This window comes from Rhodohalobacter sp. 614A, from assembly GCF_021462415.1.
In the GTDB taxonomy this organism is placed as follows: Bacteria; Bacteroidota; Rhodothermia; order Balneolales; family Balneolaceae; genus Rhodohalobacter.
Genome location: NZ_JAKEDS010000002.1, coordinates 631,584 through 646,482, shown reverse-complemented (window position 1 = coordinate 646,482; position 14,899 = coordinate 631,584). Strand labels below are relative to the sequence as shown.

The 14,899-nt window shown below is 40.6% G+C and carries 10 protein-coding genes and 1 pseudogene; all 11 read right to left on the bottom strand.

Features of this window, described 5'->3' with window-relative positions; translation table 11 throughout:
- Positions 1-120 precede the first annotated feature (120 nt).
- The gene (locus tag L0B18_RS11510; protein WP_234571926.1) at positions 121-408 is read right to left on the bottom strand and encodes a hypothetical protein; all 288 of its coding nucleotides are present in this window, start codon (positions 406-408) and stop codon (positions 121-123) included.
- A gap of 343 nt (positions 409-751) precedes the next feature.
- The gene (locus L0B18_RS11505) at positions 752-2,227 is read right to left on the bottom strand and encodes a SusD/RagB family nutrient-binding outer membrane lipoprotein (protein ID WP_234571925.1); all 1,476 of its coding nucleotides are present in this window, start codon (positions 2,225-2,227) and stop codon (positions 752-754) included.
- A 21-nt stretch (positions 2,228-2,248) separates the two neighbouring features.
- A complete protein-coding gene (locus L0B18_RS11500) occupies positions 2,249-5,386 on the bottom strand; it encodes a SusC/RagA family TonB-linked outer membrane protein (protein WP_234571924.1) in 3,138 nt (1,045 codons plus the stop codon).
- A gap of 226 nt (positions 5,387-5,612) precedes the next feature.
- Entirely contained in the window at positions 5,613-6,371 is a 759-nt protein-coding gene (locus L0B18_RS11495) for a LytR/AlgR family response regulator transcription factor (RefSeq protein ID WP_234571923.1), read from the bottom strand.
- On the bottom strand, positions 6,368-7,528 hold the full coding sequence (locus L0B18_RS11490; RefSeq protein WP_234571922.1) for a sensor histidine kinase: 1,161 nt from the start codon (positions 7,526-7,528) through the stop codon (positions 6,368-6,370). The genes L0B18_RS11495 and L0B18_RS11490 overlap by 4 nt, the downstream gene beginning before the upstream one ends.
- Positions 7,521-8,615: a sensor histidine kinase gene (locus L0B18_RS11485; RefSeq protein ID WP_234571921.1), complete on the bottom strand. Its 1,095-nt coding sequence runs from the start codon at positions 8,613-8,615 to the stop codon at positions 7,521-7,523. The genes L0B18_RS11490 and L0B18_RS11485 overlap by 8 nt, the downstream gene beginning before the upstream one ends.
- A 578-nt stretch (positions 8,616-9,193) precedes the next feature.
- Entirely contained in the window at positions 9,194-9,994 is an 801-nt protein-coding gene (locus L0B18_RS11480) for an SDR family NAD(P)-dependent oxidoreductase (RefSeq protein ID WP_234571920.1), read from the bottom strand.
- A 156-nt stretch (positions 9,995-10,150) separates the two neighbouring features.
- Positions 10,151-11,971: a PAS domain S-box protein gene (locus L0B18_RS11475; RefSeq protein ID WP_234571919.1), complete on the bottom strand. Its 1,821-nt coding sequence runs from the start codon at positions 11,969-11,971 to the stop codon at positions 10,151-10,153.
- Between the two features lie 19 nt (positions 11,972-11,990).
- The gene (locus L0B18_RS11470) at positions 11,991-12,431 is read right to left on the bottom strand and encodes a response regulator (RefSeq protein WP_234571918.1); all 441 of its coding nucleotides are present in this window, start codon (positions 12,429-12,431) and stop codon (positions 11,991-11,993) included.
- On the bottom strand, positions 12,424-13,596 hold the full coding sequence (locus L0B18_RS11465; RefSeq protein ID WP_234571917.1) for a sensor histidine kinase: 1,173 nt from the start codon (positions 13,594-13,596) through the stop codon (positions 12,424-12,426). The genes L0B18_RS11470 and L0B18_RS11465 overlap by 8 nt, the downstream gene beginning before the upstream one ends.
- A 3-nt stretch (positions 13,597-13,599) precedes the next feature.
- Positions 13,600-14,820, bottom strand: a pseudogene (locus L0B18_RS19975) (response regulator); the annotation flags it as partial.
- Between the last annotated feature and the right edge of the window lie 79 nt (positions 14,821-14,899).

Here is a 14,899-nt window from a genome sequence, read left to right as displayed (position 1 = left end):
TCAATTCGCACCAATGCATTTGGCCTGAATACTGCAATATCCAACCGCGCAGCTGCCAGCCACACACACTTGCGTACTTTCTGGCTGAAACTCCTTGATGCTGTTCCAGAGTAATATTTCCTATCCGTATACCACATTTGAGAAGTCCCCGGCATAGGCTTCACCCTCTGCAACACCCGAAGGGGTAAACCCTGTTATATTCCGGATGAAAGACGGCGCGTCTTGATACCGGCCATTATCATCCTCAGTTAATGCCAAAGTTTCCCATACAGCCGGCGCATACATAAACGAGCGTGCATCCTCAGGAACGTTATTATCGTGAAGCGTTCGAGATGCTTTGACAAAATGTGACCAATCGGGATTCCCGCCGTTAGTATATTCTTCTGTTTGCCTGATAATTGTTGCCATGGGGTCTTTCCACCAGCGCCGGTAAACGTAGCATCCAAAACAGCTTGGTTGATGGTCCCAACAAACGCCGTCGTTAATGCTTCATCAATATTTGCGCTATCCTGAAGCAGCTCACGCCCAACCTCCACTAAACTCAAAACAGTTCGGAGTTTGAGCTCTATAGCGATCGCTTAAATCTTCCTCGTCCAGCCTGGGGAGCCAAAAAATTAAAGGACTAATTAGCTCGCGCTGGTTAGTCCTTTTTTTATGTATGAAAAGTAAAACATAGCTACTTTACCCTTTGAGGGAAAATGCCACTTTCACATTCCCACCTTTCAATTATTAAACATGATCGCGAATGCTGTTAATTTGCGGAGTCCCACCACACATTTATGACCAGCGATTCGAAACCAACAGGAACACCGGTTTGGGATACATTATCTGCATTATTCTGTAGCTCAGAACTGGGATATGGATATCGCACCGGAATCTGGTCTGAAGGAGTTACCGCATCGACTGCAGCCTCAAGTTCAGGATAGCCTGTTCGTCGCCAGTCATTGAAATTTTCAAGAGATAAGAAATTGGCGATATATTTCTGTGTGATGATCTCTTCGAGCGGATCCATTGCTACTGACAGCAGCGAAAGCGATGTGATATAGGTGTCAACATCTCCCTGATCAACATCCAGTTTATCCATCGAAGCACGTATTGCATCTTCATAAACAGCTTGGGCAGCTTCTGCACCCTGAGTAATATAGATTGCTTCAGCCTCAATAAACTTGGCTTCCGCATAGCTGAACCAGGTGAGCGGAGCATCGGGAGCACTGTAAAAGGTACCGATAGATGAAAAATTACTGGCACCACCGCCATCCTCTCCATTTAGATTCCCTGTGTACTCCACCATATCCGGATCGAAACCGGCCACCAGACCATTGTTGTCTACAGCTCCTACAGGCCGCGCTTGAATAGACAACCGTGGATCGTTAAGATCCTGCAGCAGATTGATGTAATGTGCACTGAGCTGATCACGGGTATCCCATTTACCGTCAATGGCAAACTGGTACCATGGATTTTCTTCTCCATCATTATTGAAATACTGGAAATCTGCATCGTCATCATTACTTGTAAACCCATTTTGGAGTGCATCAAGAGCTGCATTGGCCTGATTTTCGGCAGTGTGGCCGGGGGCGTTTGTAAGCCTCAGTTCATAACGAGCTATCAAGGTGTATGCAAGCCGTTTCCATTTGTCCATGTCACCTCCATAGAGCAGATCATCATTTCCCGGCGGTGCCGGACTTTGCTCTGCTAAGTTTTCCAGGGCAGAAATAAGCAATCTCATAATCTCTCCATACATGAACTCCTGATTATCGTAATCCGGCGTTGTATTTGCAGGATCAAATGCTTCGCTGTAAGGAATTTCGTTCCACAGATCCGTCAAAATGGCAAATGTCCAAGCCTGGATTATTTTTGAAATTCCTGAGTAAGCCGGATTGCCGTTCTCCTCGGCTTTTTGTTCCATTTCCCTGGCATTGTTCAAAACCCGTGTATAGGTAGAATCCCAAAAGTTATTGGGCCCCGACTCATCGAAATCATAATTATCCGAAGAGGGAGGAAAACCAGTCCATGAAAGCTGCTGTACCCACCGATTGGTGGTTCGAGCAGGATCGTTGCCGATTATCTCATAACTAAACGTTCCAAGCAACCCTGAAAGCTGCAGATTGGGAGGCACATTTGAGGGTGCCGTTGGGTCCGTATTTACATCTAAAAAATCTTCACATCCAAATACAAACAGCAGAACTGTTGTTAATAGAAATACTGATATTATCTTTGAGATTTTCATAATCTTATATCCCTAATGTGTTTAAAATGATATGTTTAAACTGACCACAAAACTTCTCGTACTCGGCGTTACAGAGTGATAAAATCCTTGTGCATTTCCAGCGCCTAATAGACTTCCTTCAGGGTCTTTGTACGAAAAGTCACTATCAATCCAAAGGTTACGGCCTGTTCCGGTTACTCTCAGTGAACGGATTGGAAGTTGGTCCAACATTGACTGTGGAAGCGAATAGGAAAGACTGAGTTCCCTCAGTTTCAGGAAGCTGCCATCTTCAACGAAATTCTCATAGATACTACTGTAGTGACCCTGATAGAAGTTTTGGTCACGAACAATTTCGATATCATTTGGGGCACCGGTTTCCGCATTTACACCTTCAAAAATATATGTGGATCCGCGGTCTGCTGTTACCTCATGCGTTCCATAGTACGAGGAATAATACTGATCAAAGTTCAGGATATCACCGCCCTGGCGTTTGTCCAGCAAGGCCGACAAACTGATACCCCTGAAGCTGAAACTGGTTCGCAGGTTACCGGTCCAGTCAGGAGAAACATTACCTATCGGTCCCAAGTCTGGAGCTACCAGTGGCAGGCCATCTTCACCGATTAATAACTGTCCATCATCATTGCGCTGATAACGGATACCCCAGATCACTCCATAACCATCTTTCGTATCTTCAATGCGAATCTGAGGGTTGGAGAATCCGCCGAGGAAAATACTTTCCACTCCGGGAGCAAATTCTACCACTTCAGTTGTATTTTTTGAAAAATTCACATCCACATCCCACTGGAAATTTCTGGATTCGATCAACGAGATCCCGCCAGAGAGCTCAAACCCATAATTCCTCAATTCTCCGGCGTTTGTCAGCCGACTGGTATAACCGGTAGCTGAAGAAGTGGGAATATCAAAGATCTGATCCACAGTTTTACGGTTATAGTAAGCCCCATCCAGCCTCACCCTGCCTTCGAAGGGTCGAAGATCCAGGCCAATTTCATATTCGGTGGATATTTCAGGTTTCAAATCCGGATTTCCTAACGAAGTACTCAGACGATACCCGTTTACACTATTAAATGGATAATTGATCACACCCCGAACTCCATCGCTTGGATCAGATTGTATAAAGATTGTGGACAGGGAATATACCGGTGCATCATTACCAATCTGGGATATGGAGGCCCGAAGTTTGGCGTACGACAGAAAAGTATTTTGAAACAGTTCGAAAGCATCCGTAAGGACAAATCCTAAGCTGGCTGACCCGTAAAAGTAGGAGTTTTCATTAGTTGGAAGGGTTGACGTCCAATCGTTTCGGCCTGTCAATGTCAGATAAACGATATCCTGATAGTCGATTGTTGCACTTGAAAACAAGCTTACCAGCCGTTGCTCGGTGATATCTTCATTGGGTACTGTTGAATTTGCATTTGAGATATGAAAGAAACCGGGAATATTCAGGCCTGTCCCTATAACTTCTTCCGAACTGAAATCCCGGATATTGATATTATTGCCCACCATCATTTCGAGAGTGATGTCCTGTGACAAATCAAAATTGGCATTAAACATCAGGTCTGAATTAATTTCCGATCGTTTAATCACCTGATCATACATACTACCGTTGGGGACTCCCCGTGTACCGATATTAGTTTCGCCTTTTCGCTGATCGGTATAGGTATCGATTCCGATTCGCTCTGAAACATTCAGCCAAGGCAAGATGTTGTAAGTAATATTACCGTTTACGATAAACCGGCTTATATCACTGGTAAAACCGTTGTTTTCGGATAACCAAATAGGATTGTTAAATGAAGTGGAAAAATTCCGCTGTGTGCCGTCTTCAAATGTTGAGGGCTGAGACAGATCGAAATTAATAGGCGTAAAATTCAGACCGTACAAATAAACCTGAGATCCATTTCCCTCTGCGAGCCACCTGTTGGACGTATTTATATAGTTAACCGAAGTCTCCACATTCAGATCTTCACTTAAGGAAGTTCCAAAACGAGCCATCACATTGGTACGCTCCAGATCAGTGCCCGGCACGGTTCCATCCTGGTTGGTATTACTGATTGAAGCATAATATGTTGAATTATTCGTGCCACCACTCAGATTTAGTGAATTTTTCAGGTTCACCCCGGTTTCATAAAACTGCTCTCTTGGGTCGAACGTCTCAATCCGGTCCACACCCAGATCATCAAGCACTTCTTGTGGCACTTCATCCTTGTGAGGTCCCCAGCTCTGGCTGGTCTGTGTCCCGCCGGCATCGGGATTGTTTGTATAACCTCCACGATCCGCTGGCAGCCCATTATAGTAAAAGCCGTTGGTACCACCCAGATACTCCGATTGATAACCATCGGTATATGTATCAGACCATCCTACAGATGTATTAAAAGTGATTACAGGATTCTGATTTTCCTGACCGCTTTTGGTAGTAATAATAATGGCACCATTAGCAGCCCGCGAACCATACAATGCGGTAGCACTGGCTCCCTTCAATACAGTCATTGACTCAATATTACTTGCGTCAAGATCAAGGGCTCTGTTTGAGGTTCCACCTGTAAATACGGTTGAGCCTTGAATATTATCGTCCGACTCATTACTGATGGGAACGCCATCCACAACAAACAGTGGCTGGTTATTGCCCAGCAGCGACGAGTTCCCCCTGATGATAATTCGGGATGATGAACCAGGTTGTCCACTTGAGTTGTTAATCTGCACCCCAGCCGTGCGTCCGGCAAGTGCACTTACCATATTCGATTCCTGAGCGTCCTCCAATACCTCCCCGCTTACTTGCTGTGAGGCATATCCAAGCGAGCGCTCAGACCTTTCAAGGCCCATTGCGGTAACGACCACATCACTGAGAGTATAGCTTTCTATTGAAAGGCTCACATTCAGTGTGTTCTGGCCGGCCGAGATATTTACCATTTCAGTTAACGGACGATATCCTATATAGGTAAATCTAACTGAATAGGTACCCATAGGCATATTTTCGATGGTATAAACACCATCCACGTTCGTTGCAGCGCCCCGTTCAAGGTCCATAATTAAAACATTCACCCCGGGTAATACCTCACCGGTTTCGGTATCCGTAACTCTACCTGTTAAACTGCCTGTTTGTGCAAGTGCTATTGAGAATGGAATTAATAAAAGAATCCCACATAGAAGTATCTTTCTAATCATAGAAATACCCTCTGGGTTTATTAATGTTTTGGTTTATTGAAATAGCTATAAACCAAATTGAGAATATCGCCGGCCGGTTTAAAAAGAATGTGACGAACTCCCTTTGAGGTGAGATGAACAGATTTAAAAAATGGTTTAAATCTTTAAAGTGTACATGGATGTAAAATTGCCTCAGCTTACATCCATCAAACTTAAAATACTTGGATTAAATCCTGACATGTTGGGCCTAAAAGTTTTTGAATTCTTCCAGTATTCCCCTGTAATTCTTGCTCATTTTCAGCTTTGAACCGTTTTTCATCTGAATCATAAAATTCCCATAATGATGATCTTCGATTTTTGAAATCCAATCGATATTAACAATAACGGATCGTGAAATTCGAAAGAACTGCGCTGAATCCAAATGGTTTTCAAACCCGGTTAAAGTATGCCTTACAAAGTATTTTGAATCACTCGTTACGATATTTATGTAATTGCCGTCAGCTTCAATCCAAAAAACATCATTGGCATTCACCAGGAAATATTCTCCCGATTTCTTTACGATAAATCTTTCCAGCCATTTGTGGTTCTCAACCTCTCTCAAAACGGTTCGAACGCGCTCTTCATACTCATCCATACTTCCATTATTGCTGGCCACTTTAAAATATCGGTCCATACTTTTTTTGATTCGAGCCCTGTCAATGGGTTTGTGAATATAGTCCAGCGCTTCAACTTCAAACGCTTTTACCGCATAATGGCTGAAAGCAGTAACAAATATTATATATGGAAGCGGATCGCACTCAATATTTTCAATTACCTGAAAACCGTCAATTTCAGGCATTTCGATATCCAGGAAAACCAAGTTAGGATTTTTACTATTGATTTCATTTATAGCTTCAAGACCGTTTTTACAGACTGAAACCACGTCCAGATCAGCGTAACCAGCTAACAAATTGGCAAGCTTGTTACGTGCGTGTTTTTCGTCATCAACGACAATTACCCGAATCATAGCTTTAGAGATTTATGATATTGAGGTTTTGAAGAACGGTCTCTTGCTTTCTCTGTTTGCTGATCCAACAAATACTTTTTAGGGATCAGGATCCTGCTTTTAAAAACATCGGCTTTTGAACTTAATACGTTTAACCTGGCGTCTTCACCAAAATATATATGAATACGTTTTTCCACATTATTCAACCCGATTCCCTTTGACCTTTCCCGCCTGAAACTTCGAAAGCTTGATACGTTATTTTCTACAGAAAGAACCAGCTGGTCAGCTAAAAATTCAGATTTTATCAAAATTACAGATTTCTGAATCGTCTTACCGACCCCATGCACAATGGCATTCTCAACCAGCGGCTGTAATAGGTAACGTGGAATCATAATATTTTCAGTACTATCGGAGATCGAATATTCAACCGTTAACCGGTCCTGAAATCTGTTCTCCTCAATCGACAGGTATTTTTTAAGAAATTCGACCTCTTCTTCTATGGTACAACTCTCAGAGTTATTGCGATCGAAAGTATTTCGAAGCAGTCTCTCCAGTTTGTCAACCATGGCAACAGCTTGTGAGGGATTTTCAGTAAGCATCTGGTCAACCATGCTTAAGGTGTTAAATAAAAAATGTGGCTTCAGCTGAGCCTGCAGGCTGGAAAGAGTTGCCTGTTCAAGCTGAGATTGAATTTCATTGGCTTTTCGCTGCACGTCATCCACTTCTTCATAATATCTTTTCAGGCCAAAAAGAACCACAATTCCCCAATAGCCAAAGAAAAGTATGGTTCCAACAGAGAAAAACTGGCGCGTTAAAATATTGGTAATACTTTCCAGGGCAAGTGCCAGGAAATTTTTTCCCTGGTATAAGTAGAATAGTGTGAGTTGAAATATCAGCAGGAAAAAGAAGCAGAAAACAGCACTTAAAACTACATGCAGTAGAATGTTCTTCCAGTTCTGGAGAATAGGCCTTTTTATTGAAATCCAATAGATAGCCGGAATAAATAGAATTGGAGTTATCGCAATTAAAAATGCCCTGACAAACCAAAAACTTATCTCCATATTACTCTCGCTTTGAAAGTAAAGTGCCGGTATGAGAGTAGTTAAAAAAAGTATCATAAACAGCACACCGATATATGGCAGCGAATGAAATACTTTTTGTTTGATCTTCTCAGGCATACTCCTCCATTGTTACAGGTACAAATGGAATGGTAAGATGAATGGCAAGAGTATTTATTGCCAAAATTGCATTCAGAGAGCTGTTTTCATCATAATATTTTAAGAGATTTTGAATAGCTTGTATATGCTCATCATCCTTCAAATCTTTTTTCAGTTCCACAATACTTTCTACGGGAGATATTTCAATGGAGAGCTCCACAGCATTGGGCCGTGTATGTCCCGAACTGTAGGTTATCTTCTCCACTTGTTTTGTAAATCCTGAATATTCTCCGATAAATAATTTCTCAAAAAAAGGCACCAGCAAAACCAGCGATGGATTTTTCATATCCATATGTTTTTCATCTACTTTCACATCAATTTCTATCTTCTTTTTAAGACGAATATTCAAACTTTCAAAGTAGTATTTAAAGAATTGCACATCCTCGTTCAGTGGAATACATTCATCACTGAGATGATCAATTAAAATTCTCATCTGCTTGCTTAAATTGAGAATTAGTTGAGAAGATAACTCCGGATTTTTTTCTGCATTTTCTTTTACATATTCCAGTGTGGGGTAAATGACATCAGGATTCAGTTTTAACTCGAATTTTCGAATTTTTGCCCGTTCAAGTTTTAATTTCAGTTCCGATTCTTTTAGCGTATAACTCTCTTTCTCTTCAATACGCTTTACGCCGATAATTAATCCCACAATAAGTACATATACCATCGTCCGCATATTCAGAAAAGTCATGGCATCTACAGTAATTGCATCAAAACTGAATTTGGTCTCCGATATGAGAAGTGAATTAGAAAACACTTGCCAAAAAGAATGGATCCCAATAAATGAAATCAGTATCAACGAATGAATAAAAAGTGATTTAGCCGAGAACCGGTTAAATAATTCTTCCCTGAATTGTGAGAGCTTCATCAACCCGATAAAAAGAATGGCAACAGGAATGAAAGCTGAAATTTCAGCCACAGCTGTTTCTCTTAGAACAAGAGTTCTTTCCGGTATCAGGTGCAAAATATAGCTGGTAACAGTAAAATTATAGAGTATATATATAGAACCGGAGATGGCTAAGACTATATACCCTAAGTTCTTTTTCATATGACCTCACTCATTTCCCCCGGTTTTGGATATACCAACTTTACTGATATTGGCCTGAGAGGTTACACCAAATGAAGAATGATCAATGGCGGATTTTCCCGTACCGCATGAGAGAAAAAAAACAAATAGAACGACTAGTCCTGTGATTTTTTGGGAGACTAAATATTGCATGTCTAATCGTACGGAGAAAGGTTACGGGTAATCAACTTCTTTCTGTAGATACAAATAAAACCTAAGTTATCAATTCAGATGAGTTCAAAAAACACTGAAGTGACGAACACATCCATTTGTGTGATGAAATGCCTTACCGTGTGACGAATTTTAATTTTGGGATACAGGGCTTTCAGAAAAAAAAGACCTGATACCTTGAGGTCTTATATGATAAAGGAAGCTACTCCCCTTTTAATTATCATGATAGGTATCAGGCCTTCGTAGGGCATCTTTGTATAAATAATCTACTTATTCCCAGATAGCTCTGAAAACAAATGTGATGAAATGCTTTATGATGTGATGAAGGTTATCTCAAAGTGTTACAAAGCTTTATGAAGAACAAAAAAATCGTATTTGCCTGATAAAAATTATTCCGCAGCAACCGAACCGCCATCTACCCGGTAATTGGCTCCATTAATAAATGATGATTTGGGTGAGGCGAGAAAAGCAACCAACTCTCCCACTTCTTCAATGGTTCCCGGACGCTCTACTTCAATATTTGGTCGGTGATTTTTTAGAAATGATTGTATAGCCTCATCTTTGGAAATCCCTTCTTCTTTTGCTGCCTGTTCCATCATATTCTCAACAAGCGGCGTCATAATAAAGGCCGGACTTACTGTATTAACCAGAATTCCGTCACCAGCTACAGCCTTCGACAAAGCTTTTGAAAAATTGTCGAGAGCTCCTTTTGAGGCACTGTAATGGATCATATCGGGATAAGGTTGTGAACCATTCTCAGAAGAAATATTAATGATTCGTCCCCACCCTTTTTCCTTCATGTAGGGTACAACTTTCTTGGTAAGTGAAACAACTGAAAATAGATTTAGCTCAAAAACATCCTTCCATTTAGCAAGAGGAGTTGCATCAAAAGTTCCCGCTTTACCAATAGTTCCGGCATTATTGACAAGAATATCGATTGAACCAAAGGAATTGAATGTAGTATCCACCAACATTTGAATGTCTTCTTCTCTCGTTAAATCAGCTGCAACAGATATTATATCGCCATCATATTCAAGCAGTTCTTCAACAGTGGCTTCAAGTTCTTTTTTGTGACGTGCGCAAATACTTACATTACACCCTTCTTTAGCCAGGGATTCAGCAATCCCTTTTCCAATTCCTTTACTGGCACCAGTTACAATCGCATTTTTACCCTTTAACTTCAGATCCATGTATGAAAAAACTTCGTTTTAATGTTGATTAAACTATTAAATCAACAAATGCTTCTTCCATACGTTCCACAAATTATCTATTAAGAAAAGATTTTTGGTTTGAACTCAATCAAAAAAACAAGCAGTCTGCTTTTCCTAAATCACATTAACAGAATATCAAAGGTGTTGACTGTAAAAATGGCTGGCCCCGCCTTTCACGTCCATTTTTTGGAAGGTTAATTTAAACCTTGTTGCGTCTGCCTCTGTTTTATATTCAACGTTACCATCCAGTTGATTGCTTAAGGTTTTGATAAGGGTCATTCCCAGGCTATCTGAATTGGATAAGTCCATGTCTTCTGCCATGCCAATTCCGTCATCATCTATGGTAACCGTCACGCCACCATTCTTTTCCTTCAGAGAAACTGTAACTTTTCCTTCCTCTTGCATATGAAAAGCGTGCTTATAAATATTCGTAATAACTTCATTTACAATAAGTGCACACGGAATGGCCTGGTTCACGTTCAATTCAACATGATCCATATCTATTTTCCAATCGATGTTAGTTTTAGCCTGAACTGTGTTTGAAATATGTTTAATCAGTTTCTCGATATCCTTATTCAGTGGAATGTCGGAGAAATTGTGAGTTTCATACAGCAATTCATGGACAATTGCGATGGATTTGATTCGGCTTTGGCTATTTGTCAAATGCTCGGAAACTTCATTGTTATTCGTTTTTGAAGCGTGCAGTTGCATAATTCCCGAGATCAAAGCAAGATTATTCTTTACTCTGTGATGTATTTCCATCAATAGGATTTCTTTCTCTTTAAGAGATTTTTGAATCATCTCTTCAGCCCTGACCCGATCAGAAATATCAATCCCCATTCCCAAAACTAAATCTTTCTCTTCCTGGCGAATCCGGGAACAAGTTAAATAATAGTAAGGCTGTAGACCTTCTTTGGTATTCAGTTGAGAAGACAATGAGGCACTGCCATTTTTAAAAGCACTTTCAACTGTTTTCCTGACCTTATTCTGATCTTCCTCAGTGTATAAATCCTGAAGTCTCATTTCTGCAAGCTCATCAGCGGTATATCCAAGAATAGTTTGCAGTTTTTTATTAACCCGGATAATTTTTTTATCCTCAGAAAGAATAAAAAATATTCCAGGCAAACTGTTGATAATTTGGTCATTCAGATGAACCTCTTTTTCAAGATCTTTCTCATAGCTTATTCTTTTTGTTATGTCTCTCGTTGAGGCTTGAATTTCATGTACCTCTCCAGTTTCCGGGTGCCGGAGTATTCTGCTGGTGGTCTCCACCCATTGCCACTCTCCATCTTTTCGTTTTATCAGATATTGAAAAATATTTATATCAGGATTGTCCTGGTGGTTTTGGCGTGACTTCTCAATAACATCCTGATGATCGGGGTGGATATAATCAAAAACCGACGTGCCCACAAGTTCCTCCGGTTCGTATCCCAAAACATCTTTGCTCGAGGGAGATACGTATAAATATTCCCCATCTGGTTTATTACGGCTAATCATATCGGTAGAGTTTTCTGTGAGCAAACGGTAGTTTTCTTCACTCGTTTCTAATGATTCCTCTGCCTGTTTTCGCCTTCTTTTCTCAGCGGCTTCCTCAATAGCCCGGATCGCTATTTGAGCAAGGCGTTTTTCTGTATTGTTCTTGATTAAAAAATCAATCGCTCCTGCTTTTATCACTTCTACGGCTTTTTCTTCCCCGATTGTCCCTGAGATAATAATTAAGGGAACCTCCTTGCAGTATTGATTTCTAAGACGAATAGCATCTATTCCATTGAAATCGATCAGCCGATAATCCGAAAGAATCAAATCGAGTTTTAAAGTCTGAAGCGATTCTTCATAAGCTTCTCTATCATGAACAAGCGTAATTTCCCCGAAGCCCTCTCCTGAACGAATAAGATATTCTTTCATCAATTGGGCATCTACTTGATTGTCATCAACAATTAAAATTTTATATCCCATATTCGCATTCTCCGTTGATTTATCTATTCCCCGGTTGATTCAGCAACAGCCAGTAAAAACCAACATCAGCGATTGAATCCAAGAACTTCTCAAAATTAACAGGTTTTACGATGTAGCTGTTTACTCCGTATTCGTAGCTCTGTACAATATCATTCTCTTCCTTTGATGAAGTAAGTATCACAACCGGTATTTTCTTTGTTTCGGGATGTGTTCGAATTTCTTTCAGAACTTCCAGTCCATCCACTTTAGGCATCTTCAAATCCAGTAAAACCACTTTTGGTTTGTCTTTTATAGATCTTTGCTCGTAACGCCCTGTAGCAAAAAGGTATTCCAGGGCTTCTTCACCATCCCTGACCCATTGTACATTATTGGAAAGGTTTCTTTTTTTGAGGGCGCGGATCGTTAATTCTGCATCCCTCGGGTTATCTTCACATAATAAAATTTCAACTTGATTAGGCATGATTATTTGATGTTATTTGCTGCTTTAAAATTGGTAGTGAAAAATAAAAAGTACTTCCTTTTCCGAGTTCGCTCTCTGCCCACACATCGCCACCATGGCGATTAACAATTCTTCGAACAAGAGCCAAGCCAATTCCCGTACCCTCAAATTCATCATCCCGATGAAGCCGTTGAAAAACCCCAAAAAGTTTGTCGGCATATTTTGTGTTAAAACCCACCCCTTTGTCTTCCACAGAAAACACAACCTGTTCGGTTGCCTTATCCAGTTTTGAAGTAACATTAATTTTGGGCTCTTGATCCGCCGCGCGATACTTCACTGCATTCCCCAATAAATTCACCCAAACTTGCTGCAGAAGAGATTTATCACCGCAAACCTCATGAAGCGAACTACAATTATAATTTATATTAAGGCCTTTATGGGCATCCCGGATTTTATCCATCACATGGTCAGCCAGCTTTTTCATATCTACCGGTTCAATGATTTGTTCTTTCCTGTTCAAACGCGAAAAAGAAAGTAAATCATCAATCAAATTCCCCATCCGGGTGGCTTCATCTTTTACTATACTTAAAAACCGCTGCCCGTCATCATCCAATTTGTCGTAGTAATCTTCAAGCAGAATGGAGGCATAACCGTCAATCGCTCTAAGTGGCGCTCTTAAATCGTGAGAAACACTGTAACTGAATGATTCCAGTTCTTCATTGCTCCTCTGTAGTTCTTCGCTTTTTATATTTAACTCAAGTTCTTGCCGATATTTATCGATGAAAAACCGCACCTTGCTTAAAAGAACTTCAGGCTCAAAAGGCTTGGTAATGTAACTGAAAGCCCCTTTTCGGTATCCTTTAAAAATATTTGCACTGTCTGTGTAAATGGCCGATATAAAAATGAATGGCAGATTAGCCGTTTTTTCTTCCTGCCTTAAAATCTCTGCCAATTCATAACCGTCCATATCGGGCATTTGAATATCCAGCAGAGCAAGGGCAAAATTATGATGAAGCGTCAGTTTTAAAGCTTCATTTCCACTATTTGCTTTGTACAGCAAAACCGGTAAATCTTCAAGAAGCCGTTCCAATGCCAGCAGATTTTCATCCCTGTCATCAACCATCAAAATTTTCGGTTTATTTTGATGAAGTACTTTTAGCTCTCGATATTTGTCGTTTTTAATCATCGATTATTTTTTAATCCAAATTCTCATCAGGGATAGTAGCCGTTCAAGATCAACGGGTTTTGTGATATAGTCATCCGCCCCGGCATCGAGACATTTTTGCCTGTCGGTTTTCATGGCTTTTGCAGTTAAAGCAATGATGGGCAAATCCCGAAACTTGCTTTGCTTTCGAATCTGTCTCATACATTCATAACCGTCCATTTCGGGCATCATAATATCCATCAGGACTAAATCCACCACACCCTCATCTAATTTTTTCAGAGCTACACGGCCATTTTCTGCCTTGTCGATTTCCAGGCCTTTCTCTTTCAGCACTTTCGAAAGCGCAAATACATTGCGCATATCGTCATCCACAAGCAAAACCTTTTTATCCCTGAACACAGATTCTTTATCGTAAAGACTTGTGATAATATCCTGTTTGTTTTGGGGTAGATTTTTCACAGTTCTGTGCAGGAACAGGGCGGTTTCATCCAGGAGACGTTCTTCACTTTTTATCCCTTTTACAATAATGGTTTCAGCATACTGCTGTAATTTGTCAACTTCCTCTTTGGTGAGCTCTTTCCCCGTATACACAATAATGGGCGGTAATTTTTCCTGGTAATCCTCCTCAAGTTTTTGGATGAGATCAAATCCACTGATATCCGGCAACCCGATATCCAGGACAATGCAATCAATACGGTTTTTTTCTAACTGCTGAAAAGCTTCTTCTGCCGTTCCTGCCTCAAAACATTTCACATCTCCGTTACCGATTAATTTTACAATCGACTTGCGCATTGTGTCGTTATCCTCTATCACAAGAAGATTTTTCATTTTCCTGTTGATAAAATCTTCAATGCGACCGAAAGCGCCCTGAAGCTGATCTTCGGTTACCGGTTTTGTAAGATATTGAACAGCACCTGATTTAATAGAATCCAGGGATTTTTCTTCAGCAGAAATAATGTGAACCGGAATATGGCGTACATCTGGATTTCCTTTGAGTTCGCGCAGTACCATATGCCCGTCAATACCGGGTAAGTTCAAGTCCAAAATAATGGCCGTTGGCTGATATTGATTTGCCAGTATAAGTCCATCCTCACCGGTGGCTGCAGAAATGAATTTGAACCCTCTCTCCGTTGCCTGTTTTCCAAGAATTTTTGCAAAATTCGCATCATCCTCAATGATGAGAATGGTATCATCTGATTCTGATATATCTTCCCGATTGTCATCAATCGTTGGGAAATCAACAAAACGGGTATTTCTTACAGTGATATTGTTGGATTTTACAGTTACTTTAGCGGTCTTTTCTGATGTCTTGTTTCCGTCTGAT

Bases quoted from the DNA above. Each gene is read 5' to 3' on its own strand.
- L0B18_RS11510 (WP_234571926.1), bottom strand. From the start codon at position 408: ATGGCAACAATTATCAGGCAAACAGAAGAATATACTAACGGCGGGAAT.
- L0B18_RS11505 (WP_234571925.1), bottom strand. From the start codon at position 2,227: ATGAAAATCTCAAAGATAATATCAGTATTTCTATTAACAACAGTTCTG.
- L0B18_RS11500 (WP_234571924.1), bottom strand. From the start codon at position 5,386: ATGATTAGAAAGATACTTCTATGTGGGATTCTTTTATTAATTCCATTC.
- L0B18_RS11495 (WP_234571923.1), bottom strand. From the start codon at position 6,371: ATGATTCGGGTAATTGTCGTTGATGACGAAAAACACGCACGTAACAAG.
- L0B18_RS11490 (WP_234571922.1), bottom strand. From the start codon at position 7,528: ATGCCTGAGAAGATCAAACAAAAAGTATTTCATTCGCTGCCATATATC.
- L0B18_RS11485 (WP_234571921.1), bottom strand. From the start codon at position 8,615: ATGAAAAAGAACTTAGGGTATATAGTCTTAGCCATCTCCGGTTCTATA.
- L0B18_RS11480 (WP_234571920.1), bottom strand. From the start codon at position 9,994: ATGGATCTGAAGTTAAAGGGTAAAAATGCGATTGTAACTGGTGCCAGT.
- L0B18_RS11475 (WP_234571919.1), bottom strand. From the start codon at position 11,971: ATGGGATATAAAATTTTAATTGTTGATGACAATCAAGTAGATGCCCAA.
- L0B18_RS11470 (WP_234571918.1), bottom strand. From the start codon at position 12,431: ATGCCTAATCAAGTTGAAATTTTATTATGTGAAGATAACCCGAGGGAT.
- L0B18_RS11465 (WP_234571917.1), bottom strand. From the start codon at position 13,596: ATGATTAAAAACGACAAATATCGAGAGCTAAAAGTACTTCATCAAAAT.